This window comes from Streptomyces sp. NPDC021100 (genome assembly GCF_044333095.1).
Taxonomy (GTDB): Bacteria; Actinomycetota; Actinomycetes; order Streptomycetales; family Streptomycetaceae; genus Streptomyces.
On sequence record NZ_JBIRQH010000018.1, the window covers coordinates 70054 to 95406 of the forward strand.

At 76.2% G+C, this 25353-nt stretch carries 16 protein-coding genes and 2 pseudogenes; 7 read left to right on the forward strand and 11 right to left on the reverse strand.

Annotated features, from left to right (window positions below; genetic code table 11):
- Positions 1 to 59: 59 nt before the first annotated feature.
- Positions 60 to 7547 carry an SDR family NAD(P)-dependent oxidoreductase gene (locus ACH4PU_RS27470; protein WP_398277441.1) on the reverse strand — a complete coding sequence of 2496 codons (7488 nt, stop codon included), beginning with the start codon at positions 7545 to 7547 and terminating at the stop codon, positions 60 to 62.
- 346 nt (positions 7548 to 7893) lie between these two features.
- Between ACH4PU_RS27470 and ACH4PU_RS27475 the strand changes: the two genes are divergently transcribed.
- Positions 7894 to 9000 carry an SDR family oxidoreductase gene (locus tag ACH4PU_RS27475; protein ID WP_398277444.1) on the forward strand — a complete coding sequence of 369 codons (1107 nt, stop codon included), beginning with the start codon at positions 7894 to 7896 and terminating at the stop codon, positions 8998 to 9000.
- Between the two features lie 9 nt (positions 9001 to 9009).
- Here the strand turns inward: ACH4PU_RS27475 and ACH4PU_RS27480 are convergent, their stop codons facing one another.
- Positions 9010 to 10323 (reverse strand): WS/DGAT domain-containing protein, encoded by a 1314-nt coding sequence (locus tag ACH4PU_RS27480; RefSeq protein ID WP_398277447.1) that lies wholly within the window; start codon positions 10321 to 10323, stop codon positions 9010 to 9012.
- A gap of 355 nt (positions 10324 to 10678) precedes the next feature.
- A complete protein-coding gene (locus ACH4PU_RS27485; RefSeq protein WP_398277450.1) occupies positions 10679 to 11437 on the reverse strand; it encodes a TetR/AcrR family transcriptional regulator in 759 nt (252 codons plus the stop codon).
- Between the two features lie 131 nt (positions 11438 to 11568).
- Between ACH4PU_RS27485 and ACH4PU_RS27490 the strand changes: the two genes are divergently transcribed.
- Entirely contained in the window at positions 11569 to 11811 is a 243-nt protein-coding gene (locus ACH4PU_RS27490) for a hypothetical protein (RefSeq protein ID WP_398277453.1), read from the forward strand.
- Positions 11812 to 11870: 59 nt separating this feature from the next.
- Here ACH4PU_RS27490 and ACH4PU_RS27495 read toward each other — a convergent pair whose 3' ends face one another.
- A complete protein-coding gene (locus ACH4PU_RS27495; protein WP_398277456.1) occupies positions 11871 to 12527 on the reverse strand; it encodes a class I SAM-dependent methyltransferase in 657 nt (218 codons plus the stop codon).
- 372 nt (positions 12528 to 12899) lie between these two features.
- On the opposite strand from ACH4PU_RS27495, the gene ACH4PU_RS27500 reads away from it, so the two are divergent.
- On the forward strand, positions 12900 to 14513 hold the full coding sequence (locus ACH4PU_RS27500; protein ID WP_398277459.1) for a phospholipase D-like domain-containing protein: 1614 nt from the start codon (positions 12900 to 12902) through the stop codon (positions 14511 to 14513).
- Positions 14514 to 14716: 203 nt separating this feature from the next.
- On the forward strand, positions 14717 to 15646 hold the full coding sequence (locus tag ACH4PU_RS27505) for a D-alanyl-D-alanine carboxypeptidase family protein (protein WP_398277462.1): 930 nt from the start codon (positions 14717 to 14719) through the stop codon (positions 15644 to 15646).
- 55 nt (positions 15647 to 15701) lie between these two features.
- On the opposite strand, the gene ACH4PU_RS27510 is transcribed toward ACH4PU_RS27505, so the two are convergent.
- The 4 genes from ACH4PU_RS27510 to ACH4PU_RS27525 form a co-directional block, all read right to left on the reverse strand.
- Positions 15702 to 16652, reverse strand: a complete 951-nt coding sequence (locus tag ACH4PU_RS27510; protein ID WP_398277465.1) for an alpha/beta fold hydrolase — start codon at positions 16650 to 16652, stop codon at positions 15702 to 15704.
- Positions 16653 to 16843: 191 nt separating this feature from the next.
- A complete protein-coding gene (locus ACH4PU_RS27515) occupies positions 16844 to 18055 on the reverse strand; it encodes a wax ester/triacylglycerol synthase domain-containing protein (protein ID WP_398277469.1) in 1212 nt (403 codons plus the stop codon).
- Positions 18056 to 18084: 29 nt separating this feature from the next.
- Complete coding sequence (locus tag ACH4PU_RS27520) at positions 18085 to 19329, reverse strand: glycosyltransferase (protein WP_398277472.1); 1245 nt, start codon at positions 19327 to 19329, stop codon at positions 18085 to 18087.
- Between the two features lie 238 nt (positions 19330 to 19567).
- On the reverse strand, positions 19568 to 20170 hold the full coding sequence (locus tag ACH4PU_RS27525) for a TetR/AcrR family transcriptional regulator (RefSeq protein ID WP_398277475.1): 603 nt from the start codon (positions 20168 to 20170) through the stop codon (positions 19568 to 19570).
- Positions 20171 to 20273: 103 nt separating this feature from the next.
- Between ACH4PU_RS27525 and ACH4PU_RS27530 the strand changes: the two are divergent.
- Positions 20274 to 20552: pseudogene (locus ACH4PU_RS27530) on the forward strand (MFS transporter); the annotation flags it as partial.
- Positions 20553 to 20594: 42 nt separating this feature from the next.
- On the opposite strand, the gene ACH4PU_RS27535 reads toward ACH4PU_RS27530, so the two are convergent.
- The 3 genes and pseudogenes from ACH4PU_RS27535 to ACH4PU_RS27545 form a co-directional block, all read right to left on the reverse strand.
- Positions 20595 to 21743 (reverse strand): amidohydrolase family protein, encoded by a 1149-nt coding sequence (locus ACH4PU_RS27535; RefSeq protein WP_398277477.1) that lies wholly within the window; start codon positions 21741 to 21743, stop codon positions 20595 to 20597.
- Position 21744: 1 nt separating this feature from the next.
- Positions 21745 to 23100 carry a glutamine synthetase gene (locus tag ACH4PU_RS27540; protein ID WP_398277479.1) on the reverse strand — a complete coding sequence of 452 codons (1356 nt, stop codon included), beginning with the start codon at positions 23098 to 23100 and terminating at the stop codon, positions 21745 to 21747.
- Between the two features lie 241 nt (positions 23101 to 23341).
- Positions 23342 to 23452, reverse strand: a pseudogene (locus tag ACH4PU_RS27545) (cytochrome d ubiquinol oxidase subunit II); the annotation flags it as partial.
- A gap of 116 nt (positions 23453 to 23568) precedes the next feature.
- On the opposite strand from ACH4PU_RS27545, the gene ACH4PU_RS27550 reads away from it, so the two are divergent.
- Together ACH4PU_RS27550 and ACH4PU_RS27555 are read left to right on the forward strand one after the other, a co-directional pair.
- Positions 23569 to 24189 carry a TetR/AcrR family transcriptional regulator gene (locus ACH4PU_RS27550; protein WP_398277482.1) on the forward strand — a complete coding sequence of 207 codons (621 nt, stop codon included), beginning with the start codon at positions 23569 to 23571 and terminating at the stop codon, positions 24187 to 24189.
- 206 nt (positions 24190 to 24395) lie between these two features.
- Positions 24396 to 25346: a polysaccharide deacetylase family protein gene (locus ACH4PU_RS27555; RefSeq protein ID WP_398277485.1), complete on the forward strand. Its 951-nt coding sequence runs from the start codon at positions 24396 to 24398 to the stop codon at positions 25344 to 25346.
- Positions 25347 to 25353: the final 7 nt, after the last annotated feature.

A 25353-nucleotide genomic window follows, 5' to 3' on the forward strand; every position in this document is an offset into this window, starting at 1 on the left:
GGCACGGGTGGGGACTCCCGCCCGATCCGCGCCCGCCGGGCCGAGGTGCTTCGTCCGTCTCACGCCTCCGCCTCCTGGAGCCCCGCCGGCTCTCCGGCGTGACCGGCGTGACCGTCCGCGCCGTCGGTCCCCCGCGCCGCGGCCGCCTCCTCCGCGTCGTCACCGCCTCCCGCCCCCGCCGGCCCGAGCGCCATGTGCACTTGACCGGCGATACCGGCGATGGTGCCGTTGCCGCTGAGCAGTTCCATCGGAGGGATGCGGACGTCGAACATCTCCTGGAGCGTGGCGAAGAACTGGGTGCCCGTCAGTGAGTCCATGCCGTAGGCGTCGAGCCGGGTGTGCGGATCGAGGCCGTCGGGGGAGACGCCCAGGGCGTCGGCGACCAGGCGGGTGAGGTCCTCGACGAGGTGGTCGAGTGCGGTGTCGGCGGGCATGCGGCGGAGGACGTCGAGCCGCTGTTCGCGCGCGGCGCCGTCGTCGGCCGCACCGGCGGGGACGAGCGCGCCGAGACGGGGGCCGGCCGCCTGGGGCAGCAGGCCCGCGACGCGCGGCCACCGGTAGCGCCCGACACCGACGACGTCGGCGGTCGCGGGCAGGCGCTCGGCGGCGGCGAACGCCCGCCGTGGCGAGAGCGGTTCGACACCCAGCGCGGCGAGGCCCTCAAGAAGATCGTCGCGGGCGGCGTGACCGGTGCCGGACAGGGCGCCCCAGGCGATGGCCAGGCCGGGGCGGCCCTCCCGGCGGCGCCGCCGGACCAGGGCCTCCACCACGAGGTTCCCGGCCGCGTAGGCGGCCTGGGTGACGTTGCCGAGCAGCGCGGTGCCGGAGGAGTGGCACAGGAAGAGGTCGCAGTCCCGGTCGCGGGTGAGCGCGTCGAGGACGGCGGCCCCGGTCGCCTTGGGCGCCAGGACGGCGGCGGTCCGGGCCTCGTCCGGTTCGGTGAGCGGCGCGTCGTCGAAGTGCGCCGCGGCGTGGACGACACCGCGCAGCGGGAAGCCGGTGCGGTCGATCCGCCTGATCAGGCTCCGCATGGCCTTCACGGAGGTGACGTCGGCGGCGTGGGCGGTGACCCGGACGCCGCGGGCCGCCAGCGCGGCCAGGACGGCCGGGGCCTCCGGGGCTTCCGCCCCGCGCCGGCTCACCAGGGCGATGTGCCGGGCGCCGCGGTCCGCGAGCCAGACCGCCGTGGCGGCGCCGAAGCCGCCGGTTCCGCCGGTGACGAGGTAGGTGCCGGCCGGGTCGGGCCGGGGCGGGGCCGCGGCCGGTTCGACGGGGACGGGCTCGTCCTCGGGGTCGAAGGTGACGATGACCTTCCCGATGTGCCGTGAGTGCCGGAGGAGGCGGAACGCCTCGTGGACCCGGGCGGCGGGGAAGACGCTGTGCGGCAGGCCGTGGTACTCGCCGTCGCCCCGTTCCGCGCTCAGCGCCTCGTCGATCAGCCGTGCGCAGAAGTCCCGGTCGGGGAGGAGCGCGGAGATGTCGACGGCGAAGAAGGCGATGTTGTTCTGGAAGGGGCGCAGGGGCAGGGGCTTGTTCTCGTGGATGTCGCGCTTCCCCAGTTCCACGAACCGGCCGCCGGGGCGCAGGAGTTCGAGGCCGCGGACGATGGCCTCGCCCGCGAGCGAGTTGAGGACCACGTCGACGCCCCGGCCGTCGGTGAGGGCGCGGACCCGGTCGGCGAAGTCGAGGGCGCGGGAGTCCAGGACGTCCTCGGCCCCGAGGGAGCGCAGGACGGAACGTTTGACTCCGCTGCCGGCGGTGGCGATGGGGCGCGCCCCGACCCGCCAGGCGTAGTGCAGGGCGAACAGCCCGACCGCTCCCGCGGCGCCGTGGACCAGGAGCGTCTCGCCCGGGCGCAGCCGGGCCAGGTGGCCGAGCCCGTAGTGGACGGTGACGGCGGCGATCATCCTGCTGGCGCCCTCGGCGAAGGCCCAGTCGTCGGGCAGCGGCGTGAGCCAGTGGGCCGGCGTGACCGTGTGCGTGCCCAGGCAGGACGGCGCGATGCCGGCGACCCGGTCACCCGGCCGGAAGGCGGTCACGCCGGGGCCGCAGGCGGTGACGGTGCCGGCGCACTCGACGCCCGGGCCGTGTTCGGAGGGCGTGCCCTCGGTGAACTCGCCCGGGAGCAGTCCCGTGATCTGCATGACGTCCCGGTAGTTCAGCCCGACGGCGCGCACGGCCACCGCCACTTCCCCCGGGCCGGGTCGCCCGGGTTCCGTCTCCGCCCAGGACAGCCGGTAGTTCAGCCCGTGGTCGTGCACCCGCAGGCGGAACGCGGCGCCGTCCGTCCGCACCCGCTCGGGGGCCGTACCCGGCCGTTCCCTGGGCACGAACCGGCCCCCGGCGGCGAGCACGACCTCGTCCTCCCCGTCGGGCGCGAGGAGTTCGCGGGCCAGGCGCCCGGCGTCGGCGGCCGGATCCCCGGTACGGGCCAGGGCGATCCGGCGGGTGTGCAGGCGCGGATGCTCGTTGGCGAGGGTACGGGCGGCGCCCCAGAGCGCGGCGGCGGCCGGGTCGGCGTGGTGGACGGCGCCCGGGAGCGCGTCGTGCGGGTGGGTGACCAGCCAGAGCCGCGGCTCCCGGCCGGCGCTCCGGTGACCGCAGGCGGCGGCCAGGGCGCCGAGCGCGGCGATCGTCCGGGCGGCGTGGGCGGCCGGGGCGCCCGGACCGGTGCCGGCCGTGCGGCCGAGGAGCAGGACGACGTCCGACGCCCCTGCGTCGAGCAGGCCGGTCCACTCCTCCGGCGTGGTGGCCACGCGGCCGGTGGGCACCGGGGGCGCGCCCGGGTGGGTGAGGGCGGCGGCGAGGGCGTCCCTCAGCGCGTCCTCCCTCCGGTCGTCGGCCAGGAGGAGGAACGTCGCCTCCGGGCGCGCGGCGGGCGGCGGCCACGGCAGGGGCTCGGTCCGGGGCGCGGCGTGGGGCGCGGCGCCCAGCAGGACGGTGTACCCGTCGATGCCGGTGCGGGCGACACCGGTGAATCCGGCGCGCCGCAGCGCCTCCGGCCAGGCGTCGTCGTCCGGGGGCGGGCGGAGCGCGGGGTTCGGCCCGTCGCCCGGCCCGTACAGGAGGTCGCGCAGCCCGGTGTCGTGCGCGAGGGAGGTGACCAGGTGTCCGCCGGGCGCCAGGAGGGCGGCCGCCTGGCGGAGGACGGCGTCGGGGTCGGGGTGGTCGCCCGGCCGGTCGTCGACGATGACGTCGTACGCGTGGGCGGGAGCGCCGGCCGGCGGGTCCGTCGTCTCGACGGGTTCGACGGGTTCGACGGGTTCGATGAGTTCGACGAGGCCGTCGTGGCCCAGGTCCGCCAGCCGGGCGGGCAGCGCGGCGCGGGCGGCCGGCGGCACGCCGGTGAGGTGGTAGCGGACGCGGTCGGGTGGCAGGACCGGGAGCAGCGCGAGGGCGGTCGTCCCGTCGCCGGTGTCGAGGACGCGCAACGGCCGGTCGGACGGCCAGAGTTCGACGACCCGGGCGAACAGGGCGCGGAGCAGCCGGTACCGGCGGCGGTCCGCGGGCAGCGCCCCGCGCACCTGGTCGGCGGTGGCCGTCAGGTCCGCGGGCGGGGCGTCCGGGGCGGCGGCCCAGTACCGGTCCGCCGTGGCGGCCAGGGCGAGGGCGGTGCCGAAGGCCGGGTCGGCGGCCAGGCAGCGGTGGGCGGCCTCGGCGGTGTCGTGGGCCTCGGCGGTCAGCCGGTGGCGGCCGTCACCGAGGGGCTCGGCGGTGCCGTGCCGGTGTGCCAGGCCGAGGACGCGCAGGGCCCAGGCACGGTGTCCGTCCGGCGCGTCGGGGCCGAGCAGGACGTCCACGGTGAACGGCGCCCGGGCGTCGGGCAGGAGGCGCGCGAGGGCGTTGGCGTGGTGGCGGGCGGCGAACGCGTCGATGGCGGCCCGGGCGCGGCGCTCGCCGTCGGGGCGGAGCGGTGGTTCCGGCGGGCGGAGGCCGTCGAGGATCCGCCGCGGCGGGGGCAGGGGCGAGGGGGCGCAGGGCTCTCCGGGCCGGAGGGCCGCGCGCACGACGGTGTGGTGGACGGTGACCGGGGTGCCGCCGGTGACGGCCATCCGGCGCAGCCGGCAGCCTTCGGCGCGGACCGTGACCCTGCCGTCCGGGTCGGTGAGGGTGACGTCCCACCGGATCTCCTCCTCGGAGCGGAAGCGCTCCCGGAGCCAGAAGAATCCGGTGGGGGGCGGGGTGTCCCACACCCGGACCGCCGCGATGGAGGCGGGGAGGAAGACGTGCCCGGCGTCGAGCCGGTCCGCGAGCAGCCGCACCCCCGCGTGCAGTGCGGCGTCCAGCACGACCGGGTGGAGGACGTACGGCGTCCCCGGGGCGTCGTGCCGGTAGGCGGCCAGCACTTCGGCGGGGCCGGCGGCCAGTTCGGTGAGCACCCGGAAGGCGGGCCCGTACTCCAGCCCCGCCTCGGCCAGGTCGCGGTAGTAGCCGGCGACGGCGACGGGTTCCGGGCAGCGCGCGCGGACGGCGGCCAAGTCCACCGGGGCGGGGCGGGGAGCGGTCAGGGCGCGGGCCCGGGCGGTGGCGTGGATCCGCGGCGGGTCGCCGGGCCGGACGGCGCTCGCGATCGTCACCGTACCGTCGTCCGGGCGCAGGGACGTCTGGAGCCGGACGGCTCCGGGGTCGTCCCAGGCCACCGCGAGCGCGCCGTGGATGAGGAGGTGCCCGGCTTCGACGGGGCCGTCGCCCAGCGCGCGGCGGCCGGCCGCCAGGGCCATCTCGACGTATCCGGTGGCGGGCAGGAGGACGGACCCCCGGACGCGGTGATCGCCCAGCCAGGGCACCAGCACCGGCTCGACGGGGCCGTGCCACTGCGGGTGGGGGGCCGGCATGCGCTCGCCGAGCAGCGGGTGGTCCAGGGTTCCGTCGCCGCTGGTGCGCAGCCACGCCTTTGGGCCGCTCGTCCAGTGGCGCCGGTGCTCCCAGGGGTAGGCCGGCAGGTCCACGGCCCGTCCGGGGCGGAAGGCGGGGCCGGTGGCGTCGGCGCCGGCGGCGATCAGCGCGGCCACGGCCGTGGACAGGGCCTGTGGCCCGTCGTCACCGCGGCGCAGGGTGGGCAGCACCACCGCGGGAGCCCGGCGGTCCCCTCCGGTGCTTCTGCGCAGGTAGCCGCTCAGGACGGGGTGGGGACCGAGCTCCAGGAAGACGTCCGCGCCGTCCTCGCGGGCGAGTGCCGCCGCGTCGGCGAAGCGCACGGGCCGGCGGACGTTGTGCCACCAGTAGTGGGCGTCCAGTTCCGTGCCGCGCAGTGGGGTGCCGGTGACGGTGGAGTAGAAGGGGACGGCGGCGGGGGAGGGGGCGAGCCCGGCGAGCGCGCGGGTCAGCGGCGCCTCGCAGTCGTCCATGGCGGGGCTGTGGAAGGCGTGGTCGAGGTCCAGCTCCTGGAAGAACACCCCCCGGGCGCGCAGGTGTCCGCCGATGGCGGCCAGGCCGTCGGCGGGGCCGGCGACGGTGACGTCCCGCGGGCTGTTGATCCCGGCGAGCACCACGGCGTCCCCGTACCGGGCGAGCACGTCCGCCGCCTCCTCGGCGGACAGGCCGACGGCGGCCATGCGCCCGCGGCCGCGCGTGGGGGCCTGGACGGCGGAGCGTTCGGCGATGACCCGTGCGGCCCGCTCGGTGTCGAGGGCACCGGCGGCGTGCGCGGCGGCCACCTCGCCGACGCTGTGCCCGAGGACGGCGGAGGGCGTGATCCCGTGCGCGCGCAGGACGGCGGTGATCCCCAACTGGACGGCGAGCAGCAGCGGCTGGGCGCGTTCCGTGGCCTCCAGGCGCCAGGAGCCGGGCGGCCGGGTCAGCGTCTCGGCCACGGACCAGCCCAGGCGCGGCGCCAGGTGGGCGTCCAACTCGTCCACCGCGTCCCGGAAGGCCGCCTCGCGGGCGTACGCACCGCTGCCCATGCCGGGCCACTGGGAGCCGTTGCCCGCGTACACGAACACCACCCGGCCGCGCCCGGCGGCCCTCCCGACGGCTCCCCCGGGAGCGTCCGGCGCGGGCCCGTCCGCCGTCAGCGCGCGCAGTCCGCGGGCGGCCTCGCGGGCGCCGGCGGCCAGGACGACCGCGCGGTGCTCGTGCCGGCCGCGCCGCCAGAGGGTGCCCGCGATATCGGGGAACTCCCGCTCCGGGCAGGTGTCGAGGCGGTCCGCGAGCCGGGTGACGGCCTCGCGGAGCGCCCGGGCGGAGCGGGCGGAGACCAGTACCGGGAGCGGGCGGGCCGGGGACGGCGGGACGGCTTCCGGCACGGGGTCGGGCGCGGCGACGAGGACGTGCGCGTTGGCCCCGCCGAACCCGAAGGAGTTGACGCCCACGACCGCGCGCCCGGGCGCGGCCACCGGGAGGCGCGCGGTGACCGGGCGCAGCCCCAGGCCCGTGAAGTCGATGGCCGGGTTGACCGGTTCGGCGTGCGGGGAGGCGGGCACCGCGCGGTGCCGCAGCACCAGCAGGGCCTTGCAGAGCCCGGCCAGCCCCGCGGCGGGTTCCAGGTGGCCGAGGTTGGCCTTCACCGATCCGACGGGCAGGTCACCGGTGATCCGGCGCATGCCCAGGGCCCGTCCGATCGCGGTCGCCTCGATGGGGTCGCCGACCGGCGTGCCGGTGCCGTGGGCCTCGAAGTAGACGAGTTCGTCGGGGTCCACGCCCGCCTCGGCGCAGACGCGGCGCACCAGGTCCTCCTGCGCCTCGGCGCTGGGCAGGAACACGCCCGGGGTGCGGCCGTCGCAGTTGGTGCCGGTGCCGAGGATCACCCCGTGGACGCGGTCGCCGTCGGCGCGGGCGTCCGCCAGGGGCTTGAGCAGCACCATGACACCGCCCTCGGCGCGGACGAAGCCGTCGGCGTCGGCGGAGAAGGCCGCGCACCTGCCGCGCGGGGAGAGCATGGACGCCTGCGAGAAGCCCAGGAACTGCTGCGGGTTGATCAGCACGTTGACGCCGCCGCACAGCGCCGTCCGGCAGGAGCCGTCCCGCAGGGCCCGGCAGGCCCGGTCCAGGGCGACCAGCGCCGAGGAGCAGGCGGTGTCGACGGCCATGCTGGGGCCGCGCAGGTCGAAGGCGTGGGAGACGCGGTTCGCGGCGAGGGAGAGCGCGCCGCCGACCATGGTGTAGGAGGTGATCTCGCGCGGTGCCGGCATCAGGGGGTACGAGCCGTCGGAGATGCCGACGAAGACGGCGGTGCCGGTGCCGGCGAGCCGGGCCGGGTCGACGGCGGCGTCGTCCAGCGCCTCGGCGGTCAGTTCCAGAAGCAGCCGGTGCTGGGGGTCCATGGCGGCGGCTTCCTTGGGCGCGATGCCGAAGTAGGCCGCGTCGAAGCCCGCGACGTCGTCCAGGAATCCGCCGGCGGCCGTGTAGCTCTTGCCGGTCCGGGGGCCGCTGACGTCGACGAAGCGGGCGGTGTCGAACCGGTCCGCCGGGACTGTCGTGATCATGTCACGCTCTTCTTCGAGGGCCGTCCACAGCTCCGGCAGGCCGCCGATGCCGCCCGGCAGCCGGCAGGAGACCCCGATGATGGCGGCGGCCTCGTCCGGGGCCCCTCGTCCGTCCGCTGCCATGTCCACGGCCCTCCCCTCATCGCCCGTCGGCGGTCCGGCCGCCGACCGTCGCCGGGCCGCCCGCCGGTGTACGCGCCGTCTGTGAGCGGGGAGGCCGGCGGCCGGCGGGCTCATGTCATTTCTTCGCCTGAAAACACGCGCTAAGCGGCCCGGTATGGGTATTCACTCGTCTGAGTGAAATCCGGCCAATAGGGCTTCCCTGCTGGGCATTTGGGGAGGTCAATGCGGCGCTGAGGGGCCGTCGGGTCCACCGGTGGACCCCCTTGCCGGCCGTTCCACGGTGGCGACCTCGCCCACCGGACGCACCGGCCCCCGGAACACCCGGACCGCCGGAGGGACGTCGCCCATGCCCGTACTCGTCACCGGCGCCACGGGGTTCCTCGGCAGCAGGCTCGTCCACCACCTCCTGAGCCGGGACGACGACACCCCCGTCGTCGTCCTCGGCCGCGACGCCCCGGACGTGCTGCTCGACCGCGTCCGCGCGGCCGTCGCCTGGCTTGATGTCAACGGCACGCTCCGGCCCGGGGCTTACGACCGGTTGCGCGGTCTGTCCGCCGACCTCGCCGGCGCCGGGCCGCTCCCGGACGCCGCGGCCGCCGCCCCCACCGCCGTCTGGCACTGCGCCGCCGCGACCGCCCTGTACGGGGACCCCCTGCCCGTCCACCGCGTCAACGTCCTCGGCACCCGCCGCGTCCTGGAACTGGCCGACCGCCTGCCGGCGGCCCGCCTCGCCCACGTCAGCACCGCCTACGTCGCCGGCCGCCGCACCCGCGGAGTGGTCCGGGAGACGGACCTGTGCGACGCGGCCGGCTTCCACAACGCCTACGAGCAGAGCAAGTTCACCGCCGAGCGGATGGTCCGGCACTGGGCCCGCGCCCGTGGCCGTACCGTCACCGTCCTGCGGCCGAGCGTCCTCCTCGACGACCGTCCCGCCCCCGAGGGACTGCCGCCGCACCCCTTCGCCGTCCTCTCCCGGACCCTGCGCGCGACCCTGGACGAACGCGCCGCGCGCACCCCCGCCGCGCCGTACGCCCGGGGCGGAACACCCCCGGGGACGCTGCGCTTCCGCCTCCAGGGGGCCCCGGACGGATCACTCAACCTCCTCCAGGCCGACTGGGCGGTCCGGGCCATGGTCCGGGCCGTCACCGCCCATCGCGAGCCCGGTGCGCTCACCGTCCACGTCACCCACCCGGACAACACGCCGGTGCGTGCCATCGCCCGGGCGATGGAGGCGGTCCACCCCGGCGTGTCCCTCACCATCGTGCCGCGGATCGACGACCCCACCAGACTGGAGGCGCACGTCATACGGGAGTTCGGCCCCCTGCTGGGGTACGGCGGCCAGCACCGCACCTACGAGCGCACCCGTCTGGCGGCGTGCGTCGGCGACTTGCCGGCTCCCCGGCCCGTCGACGGCCCCTACCTCGAACGGGCCTTGGCGGTCGCCCGGCCGTAGCGGCCGGAGTCACCGCCCGCCATCGCCCGGTACGGCCGCCGCGCACAGCTCGCGCACCGCCTCCTCGAGCCGCCGCGGCAGGCCGTCCAGCCCGCCGAACCCGGCGCGTGCCGTGAAGGCGACGCAGATCTCACCGCCGTAGTCCATGACCGCGACGGCCAGCGGGTGGCGCGCGGGCAGGAACGTCAGCGGCACCACGTGGTCCACCCGCCGGCCCGGCACCCTGAGTCCTCCCGGCGGTCCCGGCACGTGGGTCGCCAGCAGGGAACTCACCCGCGGACGGAGGCCGCGCCGCAACGTCCACGCCGCCACGGCGTCGGGACACCAGCGCAGCAGCAGCTCCGTCTCGGGGCGCGCCGCCACCCGCCGTACCGTGCGCATGCGCGCCGCCACCGCCGCCAGCCGGCGTACGGGGTCCGGCTCCCCGACGGGCAGCCGCACCCGCGCCCCGACGAACCGGTTGCCGTCCTCCGGCCCGTGCGCGTCCGCCCGCAGCGTCACCGGCACCAGCGCCGTCACCGTGCGCGGCACCCGGCCGCCCCCGTCCCGTGCCCCCAAGGCGCCCGCCAGGCAGGCGAGGACGACGTCGCTGGGGCCGGCGTCGAAGGCGGACATCACCGGGCGCAGCAGCGCGGTGCGGAGGAACGCCCAGCGGTGGAGCAGCGGTTCGTCCGGAGCCCGGTCCCGGACCACCGCCAGGCGGGCGGCCGGCGGGACGCCGACGGCGATGTCGGCCAGCAGGAGTGCCGCCCGGCACACGCCCCACCCGCTCGCCGTCCGCGGGCCGGCCCCCGCGAGCGGAGCCGGCTCCGGCCCCGGGCCGTGACCGGAGCCGGCGAGGGCCCGGACGATGAGGGCGGTGACCGCGCTGCCGCCCACCCCGTCGAGCAGACCGTGCCGGACCCGTGGCACCAGCGCGAACGCCCCCGGGGCGTATCCCGTCACCAGCCACAGGTCCGCACCCGTGTCCGGCAGCGGTGCCACCGCCAGCCGCCCCAGCACGGCGCGCAACCCCCGCTCGCCCGAGCCCCGTTCGGCCTGCGTCTCGAAGACGTGCCGGTCCAGGACGGCCGTCGTCTCGGCCTCCGCGGGCGCCAGCGCGGGCATCAACCGGGCGGCCAGGCGCACCATCTCGCGCAGCTCCGCCCGGGACGGCGGCAGCCCGGCGAAGAGGAACGCCTGGGCCATGACCAGCGGATCGGCCGGGTACCGCCGTTCGTAGGCGGCCCACGCCCGGGCCCAGAAATCACCCCGCCCCGGACGCGGACCGGCGGCCGCCGGGGACTCGGGCCCGGGGGGCTCGGGAACGGGGGACTCGGGCACGGGACACCCCCTTCCCGGGGACGCGGAGGTACTCCGGAAGTGTTCCCCCTCCCGCCGCGCCGCAGACGGCACGGCGGCACCTCCGTCCACCCGTCGGCCGCGGTGGGCCGGGGGCCGGCGGGCCTGTGGTGTGCGCGCCCTCGTCGGCCGGGCCGTCGGCCTCGGCCGGCGACGCCCGGGCACCGCCGTGAACCGGCGGCTCGGGAGGGCTCGGGAGGCCGTGTCGCGGCAGAGCTTCGCCTGCCGGAGGGAGCTGCACGACGAGGAGGTCCGGTCGTTGCCGGCGCCGGAGCGGCGGGGGCCGAGCGGGTGTCCCGGACGGCCGGGGCGGGACGTGCGCGCCCCGGCCGTCGTGTCAGCCCGCCCCCGCCGCGAAGATCCGCTCCAGGTGGTGGTCCACCGTGCGCCGTACGTCGGTCAGGCTCCGGCGCCCGTGCAGCACGTCGATGCTCAGCCCGATGACGCCGGAGACCAGCAGGTCGGCCTCACGCCGCGGGTCGACCGGCGGCAGGCCGGCGGAGCCGGCGGGCAGCCGGGCGACGAGCGCGGTGACCAGGTCCTCCAGGGGCTGGGCGTCGTGGAGGAAGACCTCGGCGAGCGCCGGGTCGGTGAGGCTGCGCGCGTAGTACGCGGCGTGGACGCGCAGGGCGACGCGGCGCCACTCGTCCAGCGGCAGGAACTCGTCGAGGACGGCCCGCAGCAGCGCCCGTGGGTCGGACGGCCGGCCCAGCGCCCGGACCCGGGCGTCGGCCTGCCGCGCGCTCTCGTCGTGCAGCATGCGCAGCGCGGCCACGAGCAGATCGTGCTTGCTGTCGAAGTGGTACTGGACGACGCGCAGGGACACCCCGGCCTCGGCGGCGATCTCCCGCATGCTCGCCGCGTGCAGCCCCCGCTGGGCGGCGACGCGCCACACCGCCTCGGCGATCTGCCGCCGCCGCCCGGACGGGACGGCCGGCGGCGGAGTCTCCGGCGCGGGCGGCGGCGGATCCTTGCGGCGCCGGTAGGCCCGGGCCTGGCAGCCGCGCGAACAGTACACGGGCGGCCGGCCCCGCCCGGCCGGTGCCAGCGGGGCGCGGCACACGCGGCAGGCCGACACCTGCTTTTCGTCACGCATGTGCTCAGGGTAGCCGCAAGAAAGTGTGACGTTACAGCAGGACGACCAGCGGATCCGGGCCTTTTCGACGCCACTCGTGGATACGCTCGTACCGTCCTTGCGGGAAGTGACGCGACACGGTGGGAGCGGTGATGGACGAGGCGGGGTACCGGCTGGGCATGGTGGTGGCGTTCACGCTCGGCCTCTGGGAAGGGGTGATCGCGATCGTCTACCGCGCGTTCACCGACAAGGAGCCCGGCGTGATGACGGCGGTCAACTACCTTCCGCGCCCGTGGTGTTACGTGGCCGGCGCGGCGGTCGTCGTGGCCGCCGCCGTCGTCGTCGAGGCACTGGACCGGGGCCGCAAGCGGCTTCCGGCGCGGCGGGACGCCTGAGCGGCCCGCCGGGCGGTCGTTCCGGGTGGTGTTCCCCCTCGGGCCGGATGGTCCATGGGTCAGCGCAGGCGCCGGACGCGCAGGACGTGGTCCACGCGGAACCCCGCCTCGCCGTCCGGCCCGGTCACCTCCGTCCGCAGCGACTCCCGGACCTCGACGTGCCAGTCCGGCGACGGCAGGCCCATGGCCGCGAGGAGTTCGCCGGCGGTGGGGAAGCGGACGTCCGCGTGGGCCTGCCGCTTCCAGGACGGGCTCTCGGCGTGGCCCACGAAGAGGAGGACGCCGCCGGGCGCCACCGCCGCCGCGGCGGACCGGACGATCCGCTCGACCGGCAACTCCAGCGGGGAGTGCAGGAACTGGAGGGAGACGAGGCCGTAACCGCCGTCGGGGCTCTCGGGGCTCTCGGGGAACGACTCGCCCAGGTCGTGCCGCCGCCAGTCGATCCGGTCCGCGACCCCCGCCTCGGCGGCGTGCGCGGCGCCCCGCTCCAGCGCGGTCGCCGAGATGTCGACGGCGGTGACCTCCCAGCCCCGCGCGGCGAGCCAGATCGCGTCGGCCCCCTCGCCGCATCCGAGGTCCAGGGCGGTGCCCGGCGCGAGCCCGGCCGCCTCCCGGACCAGCAGCGGGTTGGGCCGCCCGCTCCACACGCGGTCGTCACGCCCGTAGAACTCCTCCCAGAAGACCTCGGGGGCGGGCTTCGGCCGGATGTCCGTCATACGGGATCTTCCTCACTCTGCTCACCGCGTCACCGCGGTGCCGGCGCCTCCGTGGCGCCCGCGTGCCGCCATGGTCGACGCCCGCCGGGCCACCGGGCAAACCTTGTTGCGGAAACGGCAAATCTTCCGTTCCCAGGGCGCCGCGACGGCCGTCCGGCCGCGCCGCGTCCCGGCTTCCGCTGCCACCGCGACCCGCGCCCCGAGTGGCCCCGCCGGGAGCCGTCACGGCCACCCGCTGCCGGGCCGCGGCGGCTCCTGGTAACTTCTGGGAAGTTGATCATCCGCATGCCGTTCGAAGGCCGTTCAGGCGTGCGGGCGTCGACCGTTCAGTTCCGTACGGATCCCCGACTCCCCAGTCCGAAGGACGCAGCCTTGCTCCGCCGTTTACACCGCCTCACCCGCCGCGCGACGGTTCCCGCCGTCCTCCTCGCTCTCCTGCCGGCCGGCCCGGCGCTCGCCGCCGGGGACGCGCCCGGCGCCCCGCACCTCGACGCCGTCGAGCGGACCCTGCGCCAGGTGTCCCCCGGCCTGGAGGGCGACGTCTGGCAGCGCACCGAGGGCAACAAGCTCGACGCCTCCGCCGCCGATCCCACCGACTGGCTGCTGCAGACCCCCGGCTGCTGGGGCGACGCCGGCTGCGCGGAGCGCCCCGGCACCAAGCGGCTGCTCGCCAAGATGACCGAGAACATCTCCCGGGCGCGGCGCACGGTCGACATCTCCACCCTCGCGCCGTTCCCCGACGGCGCCTTCCAGGACGCCATCGCGGCCGGCCTCAAGGCGTCGGTGGCCGCGGGCAACAAGCCCCGCGTCCGCGTCCTCGTCGGCGCCGCGCCGCTGTACCACATCAACGTACGGCCCTCGGCCTACCTGGACGACCTCCGCGCGCGGCTCGGTACCGCGGCCGGCGCCGTCACGCTGAACGTGGCCTCGATGACCACGTCCAAGACGGCCTTCTCGTGGAACCACTCCAAACTCCTGGTGGTGGACGGCGAGTCGGCGATCACCGGCGGCATCAACGACTGGAAGAACGACTACGTCGACACCACCCACCCGGTCACCGACGTCGACCTGGCCCTGACCGGCCCCGCGGCCTCCACCGCCGGCCGCTACCTGGACACCCTCTGGGGCTGGACCTGCGGCAACAAGGGCAACGTCGCCAGCGTCTGGTACGCCGCCTCAGAGGGCGCGTCCTGCATGGCGGACCTGGAGAAGGAGGCCAACCCGAAGCCCGCGGGACCCACCGGTAACGTGCCGGTGATCGCCGTGGGCGGCCTGGGCGTCGGCATCAAGGACCGCGACGCCTCCTCCGCCTACCGGCCGGAACTGCCGTCCGCCGCCGACACCAAGTGCGTCGTCGGCCTGCACGACAACACCAACGCCGACCGCGACTACGACACGGTCAACCCGGAGGAGAGCGCCCTGCGCGCGCTGGTCGGCAGCGCGGAGAAGCACGTCGAGATCTCCCAGCAGGACCTCAACGCCACCTGCCCGCCCATCGCCAAGTACGACATCCGGCTCTACGACGCCCTGGCGAAGAAGATCGCGTCGGGCGTGAAGGTCCGCATCGTCGTCAGCGACCCCGCCAACCGCGGCACCGTCGGCAGCGGCGGCTACTCGCAGATCAAGTCCCTGACGGAGATCAGCGACGTCCTCCGCAACCGGCTGGCCCTCGTCACCGGCGGCCGGGACCAGGCGAAGGACGCCTTGTGCTCCAACGTCCAGCTCGCGAGCTTCCGGAGCGCGAAGAGCGCCAAGTGGGCCGACGGGCACGCCTACCCGCTGCACCACAAGCTGGTGTCCGTGGACGGCTCGGCGTTCTACATCGGGTCGAAGAACCTCTACCCGTCCTGGCTCCAGGACTTCGGCTACATCGTCGAGGACCGGACGGCCGCCGGGCAGCTCGACCAGAAGCTGCTGGCGCCCGAGTGGGAGTACGCCCAGGACACGGCGATCGTCGACTACCAGCGCGGCGTCTGCTCGCTCTGACGCCCGGCCGCGCACCGAGGGGCCCCGGTCTTCCGCCGGGGCCCCTCGTCATGCAACTCGCCTACAGAGAACGCCGGTTCGAAGAACGGACGGGCGGTCGTACGCACCTCTCACCCGTTCGTGGCGCGATTTCCCGTCATGCGCGGCGGGGTGCGACCATGCGCTCCTCCCGAACCGAATCAGTGAGCCATCCTGGAGTTTCCATGCCACGACATGGGGGAAGCACGGCCCGCCGCCGGGCGGCGGTGCCGGCCGTCGCCCTCGCGGCCGGCGCGGCCCTGGCCGTCGCGCTCCCGACCGCGACCCACGCCGCCGACGGCCCCACGGGCATCGGCGCCAAGGGCGCGTTCCTGCTCGACAGCGGTGCCGGAAAGGCGCTGTGGAGCAAGGCGGCCGACACCCGGCGGCCGATCGCCAGCACCACCAAGATCATGACGGCGGTGGTGGCCCTCGACGGGCATCCCGCCGACCTCGACAAGCAGGTCACCGTCAAGCAGTCCTACCGCGACTACGTCACCCGCCACGGAGCCAGCACCGCCGACCTCAGGACCGGCGACAAGCTGACCGTGCGACAGCTCCTCTACGCCCTGATGCTGCCCTCCGGCTGCGACGCCGCCTACGCCCTGGCGGACGCCCTCGGCAGCGGGCCCGACGAGGCCGCGCGCACCCGGTCGTTCGTCGCCGGGATGAACGCCAAGGCCGCCGCGCTGGGGCTGCGGAACACGAAGTTCGACTCGTTCGACGGCATCACCGCGGGCGGCGGCTACTCCACCCCCCGCGACCTCGCCGCGCTCGCCCGGCACGCGCTGCGGAACAGCACGTTCACCACGGTCACCAAGGCGGTGAGCACCCAGCAGAAGGCGCTCAACGTCAACCGCCGGTACACCTGGTACAACACCAACAAACTGCTCGGCTCGTACGAGGGCGTGTTCGGCGTCAAGACCGGCTCCACCCGCGCCTCGGGCCCCTGTCTGGTCTTCTCGGCCCGGCGGGACGGCCGGACGGTCGTCGGGGTGGTCCTCGACGACGCGGCGAGCCGCTATCCGGACGCCGCGAAGATGCTGGACTACGCCTACCGGACGCACACTCCGCTGACGCTGCGCCGGCTCCCCCCGGCGGCGCACGAGGACTGAGCGCGCCCGGAACGGCGAGCGGGCCGGCGTCCCCGAGAGGGCGCCGGCCCGTTTCTCAGTGCTCCCCGCCGGTGCGCGGCGCGGGCAGCGGGGCCCGCGCCACCCCGGCGCGGGCCCGCACCCCGAGGTGCTCCACCGGATGGCAGTAGTCCAGACCGGTCAGCGGCTCCCCGCCGAAGAAGCGCAGCAGCAGGTCGACGATCTCGGTGGGACGCTCCAGATGGACGAGGTGGTCCGCGTCCTTGAGCGCCGTGAACCGGGCGTCGGCGCACCGGGCGGACACCTCGCGGCTGAGCGCCGGAGTGGTCAGCGGGTCGTGCTCGCCCGTCGTCACCAGCACCGGGATCTCCACCGTGGGACCGCCGGGGGGCTCGGCGTGGTCCAGCAACCGCCGCGAGTTCTCCCGGTACTTGTCCACACCCTCGGTGGTCAGCTTGTTCAGGGCCTGGGTGAGGCAGCGGATGACGACCGGCCGGCGCGCGACCGTGATCCGGGGGTCCCGGCAGACCATGGTGCCGATGACCTGGTCCACGAACTCCGCGTGGCTGCCCCGCTCCAGCATCCGGATGGTGAGCTCCACCTTGGCCCGCACATGGTCTGTCAGCTGGGCCATGGTGCCCACCAGGGCCAGCCGCTCGGCCCGCCCGGGGTTCCGGCGCACCCACTCGTGGGCCACCGCGCTCCCGTAGGACGCGCCCACCACGTTGACCGGATAAGGGGCGATCTTCGAGAGGAACAGGTCGAGGGCGCCGGCGAGGAAGTCGATGCCGTGGTGGGCCGGGAGGCGGTCGGAGGTGCCCCAGCCCGGCAGGTCCACGGTGATGACACTGGCGGACTCCAGGAGCATCCGCTCCAGCCTCCCCCAGCCGCCCTGGTGCTGGAAGGCGCCGCCGACCAGGACGATGGGCGCGATCCTCGGCTCCGGGTGGTGGACGATCCGGCCGCTGTACCCGAAACCGCCGTAGATAAGCGGAATGACCTCTTCCGAGAGTGCGGTAGGCGTCATCAGAGCCGGTCTCCGTTTCACGATCGTCGCCGCGCGGTGGGGGAGCGTCCCCGCGGTCCGCGCGGCCGGGATCTCGTGGGGTGCCATCACCAAGGGAATGGGTGGGGAATGGGTGCCTTCACCAGAGGAACGAGAGCCGATGGAGGACGTTACTCCTGACGGGCGTCCCGGGGCCGGTGCGGCCCGGCCGGTCACCGGCCCAGCGCGAGGATCTCCTCGCGCAGCAGGGCGGCGAGCCGGTCGGCGAGCGCGCGGCGGCCGTGATCGGTGATCACGGCGAGCGTCGCGCCCGTCGTGTCCCGCGTCATGGTCAGCGCCAGCGGGTGCCCCGGGCTCAGCGGCGGCAGCAGCGACAGCCCCGTCAGCCGGGCCGCGCCCAGCGCCAGCGGCCCGGTGCGCTCCGCCAGGCTGCTGCACAGCACCGAGGCGTACAGCGCGGAGTCCACATAGCGGCCGATCGCGTCGGTGACGGGCCCGTGCCGCCGGGGCGCCGCCGCCACCGCGCGCGCCTGCGCCCGGGCCCGCTCACGCATCGCCGCCCGCCGGGTGAAGCCGTCCACCGCGGCCAGCCGCCGCCCCGGCCCGCCGGTCACCGGCAGCGGGACGCGGACCGCCGCGTAGTGGTTGCCGAGCGCCGCCGCCGCACCGGCCGGGCGCACGTCCACGGGCACCATCGCGCAGACGCCCGGCAGGAACGGCAGCCGCCCGGTCGCCTCCGCCGTGCGCAGCGCCCCGGCCGCGCCCGCCAGGAACACGGCGTTGGCGGACGCGCGCCCCGTCGGCAGCCCGTCCCGGGCCGCGTCCAGCTCGGCGCCGGTGACGCGGCGCCAGGCGACCGCCCGGCGGGCGTCCACCGGACCGTGGAACGGCAGCGGCCGCGCCCGGGGCAGCAGGTCGGACAGGGCGTGCAGCGGCCGGCGGCGCGGCGCCGGGACGGGCGCGCCGGCCGGCCCGGGGGCGGCCGGCGGGCCGTCGAGCAGCTCCCGGACCAGGGCCAGCAGCGACCGGCCGTCGAGGAGCGCGTGATGGGCCCGGAGCAGCAGCGCGAATCCGTCCTCGCCGCTCTCTCCCGGGAGGAGGTGCAGCCGCCACGGCGGCCGCTCGGGGCCGAGAGGCCGCGCCAGCAGCCGTGCGACGTGCTCCTCCGGCGGGCAGCCCGGCTCGGCGACGACGTGCCGGACGAGGTCCGGCCACGCCCCGGACGTCCACCCCGGCCACGCCGGATGCTCCGCGTCCGCGACGGCGAGCCGCAGCCGGTCGTACCCCGACCAGCGCTTCTCGACGAGCGACCGCAGACCGTCCGGTCCGGGCGCGGGCCCCGTGAAGCGGGCGAGCAGCGCCACGGTCATACACACGGCCCCGCTGCTCTGGTGCCGGTGCAGCCAGGCGTCGAGCGGAGGCATCGGGGTGCCCGTCGTGGCCTCTCGCCCCCTCACGGCGCCATCGCCGCCACCGCCCGCGCCACCGCGCCCGCGCCGTCCTCCCGGGCCAGCCGCCCCGCCAGCTCCGACGCCCGCGCGGCGAACCGGGGCTCGCCGGTCGCTCGGGTGAGCGCCTCCGCCAGCCGCCCCGCCGTCAGCGCGGACGGCGGCAGCGCCCCCGGGCTCACGCCCAGCCGCACCAGGCGCGACGCCCACCAGGGCTGGTCGGTCAGGTAGGGGACCGGGACGGCGGGCACCCCGGCCCGCAGCCCGGCCGCCGCCGTCCCGGCCCCGGCGTGGTGCACCACGGCGGCCGTCCGGGGGAGCAGCCAGCCGTGCGGCAGCGGACCAACCGTGATCACGTCGTCGTCGGTCACCGAGAGCCCGGCCCAGCCGGCCTGCACGATGCCGCGCAGCCCGGCCCGGCGCAGCGCGCGGGCCGTGACGTCCCCGAGCCGCTCCGGGTCGCCGGGCATCATGCTGCCGAACCCGACGAACACCGGCGGCGGCCCGGCCGCCAGGAAGTCCGTGACCAGGGACGGGGGTTGCCAGGACGGGCACTCGTGCGGCCACCAGTAGCCGGCCACCCGCAGCCCGGGCCGCCAGTCCGGCGGCCGGGGGACGACCGCGCGGCTGTAGCCGTGCCAGATCGGCCAGCGGCTCTTCTCCCGTTCCCTGCGCAGCAGATGGACGCTCCGGCAGGTCAGGCCGAGCCGTGCGTGCAGCCGCCGGTTGGCCGCCGCGTAGAGCGCGTCGGTCACGGCGTTGACCGCCCGGGCCCGCAGCCGGTTGGTGTACCCGGGCGGCTGCCAGGGGAGCACACAGGGCGGGAACGCCGAGGTGGGGGCGTCGGGTTGGAGGAACACCCCCATGCTGCGCACCTTGTGGTAGCGGGCCACCACCCGGCCGATGGGCGCGGCGAGGGTGGACAGCAGGACGAGGTCGGCCTTGGGGTCGACGGCCGTGAGCATCCCGTCCACCAGCCGTACGGCGGCCCGTTCGGTGGCGCGCGCGAGGTCGCGCAGGGCGCGCGGCGAACGGCGGGTGCCCTGGAAGGCGTTGTGCGCGGCGAGCAGCTCCTCGAACGGATCCGGCTCCAGGGGCCGCGTCCGGAGCCCGCAACAGGTCACGATGCCCGCGAATTTCGCGTGGGTGACGAGCTCCACCTCGTGCCCCTCGGCGACGAGCCGGTGCCCGAGGCCGGTGTACGGGACGACGGACCCGGTCGTGCCCGCGGTGATGATGTCGATGCGCAATGTTCCGGCCTTCCCTGCTCCCGGGCCCTCCCCGGCCGCCGGGACGGTCCGGCGTGTCACGAGGCGTGTGCCTGCCGGAACAACGACGCGGCCCCCGGGCGGATACGGCACGGGTGCCACCCTGGGCGCAGGTGTGCGGTTTCCGCGCGCGGGGGCGGAGGGGCGGCGGCCGTGGATCCGGCGTTCAGGGATCTGACACGCCATGACCGAAGTGCCCCGGACCGTAAGCCCGTCCGCGTCACACCCGCCGGCCGCCCACCTGCCGGCCGCCCAGTACTCCGCCCAGCACACCGTCGAGCAGCCGCGACAGCGCCCAGGCGAAGTCGGCGCGGGGGTCGCCGCCCTGGGGGTGCGCTGTGCTGGTGTGGCCGACGGGGTGGGAGTTGAGGAGGTGGCCGAGGAGGAGGTTCCAGAGGGCGCGGTAGGCGCGGGCGGCTTCGTCCGGCGGGAGGCCCGCCTCGGCGAGGGCGGCGAGAGCGCCGTCGGCGAACGGCGCGGCGGCGTCGACCGCGTGCTCCCCGTCGGCGATGATCCGGGCGGCCCAGGGGTGCCGGGCCAGATGGTCGTGGGCCGCCAGCCAGTGCTCCCGGAGACGCTCGCGGGGGCCGCCGGTGTCCGTACAGCGCGGCAGCCGGACGGCCACGTCCTCGGCCAGCAGGGCCAGCAGCTGGCCCCGGTCGGTGATGTGCCGGTAGAGGGACGCCTGGCCGGTGCCGAGCCGTTGGGCGACCTGACGGACCGTCAGGGCGCCGAGGCCGTCGTCGTCGGCGATGCGGCGCGCGGTGGCGACGATCAGGGCCCGGGAGAGCGGGCGCCGGCGGCCGGGGACTGGTGATGTCACACCGTCACTTTACACAGCGGAGCGTGATGAGCCGGGGTCCGGAACCGCTTGCGGGGCACTGTTTGGTTAGCTTAGCCGCACCTAACGCGAACGGCGTTCGCGTGTGCCCGAAATCCCTGCCCCCTTCCCCCTCTTGAGGTATCCCTTGGCCACCTCACCCTCCCGCGGCGGCCCGGCGGGCAACGCGGCCCCCGCCGCGCTCGTCCTCGCGGTCCTCTCCTACTCGCTCCTCCAGACGATGCTGGTCCCCACCGTCGGCGCCCTCCAGCGCGACCTGCACACCTCACCGGCCGCCGCGTCCTGGGCGGTGCTCAGCTCCACCCTGCTCACCAGCGCCGTCCTCCCTCCGCTGATCAGCCGGCTCGGCGACCGGCACGGCGAACGCCGGGTGCTCCGGCCACCGGATTCCCCGCCCCGCCGGGACTCAGCGCGCGGGCGGAGAGCCCGTCCGCCCCAGCCCGTACACCCGTCGCGCGTTCCCCGCGCCCACGAGTTCCGCGACCCGGGCGGCGTCCGTGGCCGACCAGGCGCCGTCGCCCACCCACGTGGTCAGCAGCCGGTCCAGGCCGCGCCGGAACAGGGCGGCGCCCACCACGTACAGCTCCGGGAGCCCGTACGCGTCGGTCGAGAACATCAACTTGCCGAAGGGGGCCAGTTCCAGGGCCTCCGCCAGCACCGCCTCGGCCCGTGCCCCGCTGTACGACAGGGCCAGCCCGATGTCGGCGTACACGTGCGGGAAGGCGTGCGCCAGGTAGGCGGCTCCGCGGTGGTACGGGTAGCAGTGCAGCAGCACCAGCGCCGACCCCGTCGGGCGGACCGCGCGGGCGAAGTCGGTGAGCAGCGCCGGGTCGCAGCGGTGCAGCCGCAGGTCCGGGTCGCCGAAGCCGGTGTGCAGCTGGATCGGCAGGCCCGTCTCGGCCGCGGACCACAGCAGGTGGCGCAGCAGCACCGGATCGGCCAGCCGGTCGCCCGGGGTCCGGTGGGCCAGCCAGCGGTCGGCCGCCAGCCGTACCTCCGTCCGGCCGGGCGGGTTGGGCTCGAAGTCCAGCCCGTAGCGGTACGCGGCCACCGACTTGAAGGCGACGGCCCGTTCGGCGGCTGTCTCCACCGCGTCCGCGAGGCGGGCGAGGAAGCGCGCCGGTCCGTCCGCCGTGTCGGCGACGCGCTCGGCCAGCCGCTCCAGCCGGACCACCTCGTGCCAGGCGGCGCCGCCCATCCGGGCCAGTTCCCGAGGGGACGTCAGGTCGCCGGGGATGCCGGTGTCCACCAGGTAGTCGGTGATGCCGGTGGCGCCGAGCAGCCGCCGGGCCGTCTCGGCCGGGCCCAGCTCGCTGCGGCGCTCCAGGTACTCGGCGGGCGCGCAGTGCGGGTCGAGGCCGAGCAGCGGCGGGCACCAGCGGCGGACCGCGTAGCCCAGCTGGCTGTCGAAGAAGCTGGTGCCGGGCGCGGCGGGCGCGTCGGACTCGCTGAGGAAGGAGACGAACGCGTCCGGGCCGAGGTCGGACCGGGCCACGCCGTGGCAGTGGTGGTCGACGAGGGCGGGCGGAGCGGGGGACGGAACGGCCGTGCTCACCTCAGTACCGCCCCCTCGTCGCGTCGGCGAGCTCCTCCGCCGTCGCCCCTTCGTACCGCTCGATCTCGCCGCGCCGGACGGCGGCGACCGCTTCGAAGAGCGGGTCGCCGAGCGCCTCCCGGAGCACGTCGGACCGGGTGAAACGGTCCAGCGCGGCCGTCGGCGACTCCGGCAGCCGTTCGTGTCCCTCCCCGTGCGCCGGATCGCCCGCGACGGGCGGCGGGAGCTCCGCGCCGGCCCCGATCCCGGCCAGCCCTGCGGCGAGCACCGCGCCGGTCACCAGATAGGGGTTGGCGGCGCCGTCGAAGCACTTCACCTCGGCGTTGGCCTGGTCCTCGGAGTCCGGCGGCCCGGGGATGAACCGGAGGGCGGCCTCCCGGTTCTCCGGCCCCCAGCAGGCGTACGCCCCGGCCCACCGCGAAGGGCGCAGCCGCAGGTGGCTGGCGGGGGAGGGGGCGCCCAGGGCCAGCAGGGCGGGGAGTTCGCGGAGCACGCCGGCGAGGAACGCGGCGCACTCCGCCGTCATCCCGCAGGGGCCGTCGCCGCCCCGGCACAGGTTCCGCTCCCCGCGCAGCAGGCTCAGGTGCAGATGGGCGCCGTTGCCGACGGTGTCGGGCGCGACGACGGGTCCGAACAGGGCGTCCAGGCCGTGCGCGTGGGAGACCGCGCGGACCGTCTCCCGGACGAGCACGGCCAGGTCGGCCGCGCCGACCGGGTCGGCGGGGGCCACCGACACCTCGAACTGGCCCGGCGTGTACTCCGGATGGAGCTGCAGCACCTCCACGCGCTGGGCGGTGAGGGCGTCGAGCACGTCCCGGAGGTAGTCGGACAGCTCGACCAGCCGGGCCATGCCGTAGGCCGGCCCCGCGCCGGGCGGCCCGCCCGGCCCGGGGCCGTCGCGGCGGGCGACCACCCACTCGGTCTCGAACCCCATCCGCAGCCGCAGCCCCCGCTCGGCCGCCCGCGCGGCCATCCGGCGGGCGAACCGCCGCTGGCAGCCGGCGTACGGGCGCCCGTCCTGCTCGAACCGGTCGGCGGGCGCCCAGGCCCAGCCGCGCTGGGCGGCCAGCACGGTCAGCCGGCCGAGGTCGGGGAAGAGGCGCAGATCGCCGTCGGGGCCGCCGGTGTACGGGCTGGTGACGCTGGAGTCGTCGGTGAGGTAGACGTCGAAGACGGGCGACATCCCGACGCCCCACCGCGCCGCGTGCGCGAGCCGCGCGGTGGGGACGGCCTTGACGCGGGTGATGCCCGCGTTGTCCACCCAGGTGAGCGCGACGGCCTGCACCCCGAGGGCGGTGAGCTGGGCGGCCTCCTGCCGGGCGGCCGACTCCGCGCGTTCCCGTTCCGGCCTCTGCATGCTGGGCTCCTCCGCCGGGGTGCTCAAAGGGGACAGGGGCGACGGCATCCGGTGAGGGCCCGCCGCCTGGATCCTCGGCCGGATTCTTCCGTATTTCACCTCGGCGGGGGGCCGTTCGGGGGAAGCGGCCGGGATGTGGCGGCCGGTCCGCCGCCCGGCGTCCGGCCTGCGGACTTCCGCCGGTCAGCGGGGGTCAGTGTCGGCCAGCGTCGGTCGGTGGCGGTCGGTATCGGACGCCGCCGGCCCAGCCCTCCCGGCCGAGCCGGTTCATCACCAGTGCGGCGGCCAGGGCCGTCACGGCCACGACGAGCGCGGGCAGGCTGCGGCCGTTGCCCGATTCGGCCTGGGGCCAGGCCGAGTCGGGCAAGCCACGCGAGGGCGCCCGCGACCAGGCCGGAGACGGTGCGGCGGACCGATCGCACCGCCCTCCGCCGGCCCCCACCTAACCCGGCCGTGCTATAAAGCCGCATGCCGAAAATCGTCGACCCGGACGAGCGCCGCCGCGCCGTCGCCGAGGCCGTGCTCCGCGTCGTCGCCCGCGACGGGCTGGAGAGCGCCTCGCTGCGCAACGTGGCCGCCGAGGCCGGGCTGGTCGTCGGATCGGTCCGGCACTACTTCGCCGACCACACCGCGCTGATCATCTTCGCCATGGAGGAGCTCGGCCGCCGCATCGGCGGCCGGCTCACCGCCCGCAGCGAGCCGCTGCTCGCCCTGGAACCCGGCGCCGACGGCGCGGCCCTCACCGAGGAGCTGTTCGCCGAGCTCCTCCCGCTCGACGACGCGCGCCGCCGCGAGGCGGTGGTCTGGCTGACCTTCACCACCGCCGCCCGCACCCGGCCCGAACTCCGGGCCTGCGCACGGGAGATGCACGACGGCCAGCGCGCGCTGGCCGCGCACGTGCTCACCGAGATCCGGAACCGGGGCGCCCTCGCCGACGGCCTCGACACCGCCACCGAGAGCCTGCGCCTCTGCGCGCTCCTCGACGGCCTCACCCTCCAGGCCGTCCTCCAGCCCGACAGCGTCACCCCCGAGGCCATGCGCGCCGTCCTCCGCCGGCACCTCGACTCGCTGCGCGCCGCCCGGACCTGAGGCCGCGACGGCCGCCGCGCCCCCGCGCGGTCCGGACGGCGGACCCATCGGTTGCGGGAGCGGATACCTGCCCTGAGGCTGGAGCCAAGATCACCGATCCAGCTCGGGTGCTTGTCCCGGAGCGGGGCTTCTCCGCGTCTGTGAGCACTGGGCGTGAGGTGCAGGACCGGCCGCCCGCCGCCGGCCCGCACCGTTGAGGAGTCAGCATGTCGGAAATCCGTGGCGTCCTCCGGCGCGGCCGCGGACGCCACCGGCGCCGCAAACGGGTGCCGTTGAAGACGGCCGCCGCCGCGGCCGTGCTGGTGGCCGGCTCGGCCTTCGCGGTGAACGCGGTGGACGACCGCCCGGAGTGCCAGCCGCAGGCCCGGCCGGGCGGCGCGCACGACGACCACCGGCACGGCACGGCCATGGGCACCTGCGGCACCCGCCCCACCGCCGCCCACGACCACCGTCCCGAGGGCCACGGCGCCCCCGAGGGCGCCGGCCACCCCCCGGCCGGCGGCCGGCAGGCCCCGGCCCTGGTCCCCGACACGGCCGCCGGCTACGACCGGGAACGCTGCGGCAACACCTCCGGCCGGGTGCTGCTCTCCCTGGACGACTGGGCCTACAGCGACCCCGAACGCGCCACCCGGATCGGCGCCCAGCTCCAGGCCCAGGGCGTCCGCGCCGCGTTCTTCCTCATCAACAAGTACGCCTCGCAGTACCCGCAGATCACCGCCACCCTCCGGCAGCAGGGCCACTGGGTCGGCAGTCACACCTGGTCCCACCGCCAGCTCACCCGGCTGACGGACCAGGAACTCCAGGACGAGCTGCGCAACGGCCTCCCCGGCAACTTCCTGCGCCCGCCCTACGGTGACGCCGGCCCGCGCGAGACGGAGGTCGCCGCCTCCATCGGGCAGCGCGTCTGCAACTGGACCATCGACACCCTCGACTGGCAGCAGTCCGACGGCGCCTTCCGCGACGCCGAGGCGATCCGCACCACCGTCCGCGAGGCCACCCCCGAGGAGAAGAACAACGGGGTGATCCTCGGCCACCTCTTCAGCAGCTTCCCCGACGCTCTCCCCGGCATCATCAACGACCTCCGCGACCAGGGTTACCAGATGTGCCGCAACACCGGCCCGACCACCGACCAGGTCCCGTACCCCCTCCAGTGCTGAACCCCTC

Coding starts and splice junctions, on each gene's coding strand:
- ACH4PU_RS27510 (WP_398277465.1), bottom strand. CDS start 16,652: ATGACGCCTACCGCACTCTCGGAAGAGGTCATTCCGCTTATCTACGGC.
- ACH4PU_RS27515 (WP_398277469.1), bottom strand. CDS start 18,055: ATGCCTCCGCTCGACGCCTGGCTGCACCGGCACCAGAGCAGCGGGGCC.
- ACH4PU_RS27505 (WP_398277462.1), top strand. CDS start 14,717: ATGCCACGACATGGGGGAAGCACGGCCCGCCGCCGGGCGGCGGTGCCG.
- ACH4PU_RS27475 (WP_398277444.1), top strand. CDS start 7,894: ATGCCCGTACTCGTCACCGGCGCCACGGGGTTCCTCGGCAGCAGGCTC.
- ACH4PU_RS27490 (WP_398277453.1), top strand. CDS start 11,569: ATGGACGAGGCGGGGTACCGGCTGGGCATGGTGGTGGCGTTCACGCTC.
- ACH4PU_RS27485 (WP_398277450.1), bottom strand. CDS start 11,437: ATGCGTGACGAAAAGCAGGTGTCGGCCTGCCGCGTGTGCCGCGCCCCG.
- ACH4PU_RS27470 (WP_398277441.1), bottom strand. CDS start 7,547: ATGGCAGCGGACGGACGAGGGGCCCCGGACGAGGCCGCCGCCATCATC.
- ACH4PU_RS27555 (WP_398277485.1), top strand. CDS start 24,396: ATGTCGGAAATCCGTGGCGTCCTCCGGCGCGGCCGCGGACGCCACCGG.
- ACH4PU_RS27495 (WP_398277456.1), bottom strand. CDS start 12,527: ATGACGGACATCCGGCCGAAGCCCGCCCCCGAGGTCTTCTGGGAGGAG.
- ACH4PU_RS27540 (WP_398277479.1), bottom strand. CDS start 23,100: ATGCAGAGGCCGGAACGGGAACGCGCGGAGTCGGCCGCCCGGCAGGAG.
- ACH4PU_RS27550 (WP_398277482.1), top strand. CDS start 23,569: ATGCCGAAAATCGTCGACCCGGACGAGCGCCGCCGCGCCGTCGCCGAG.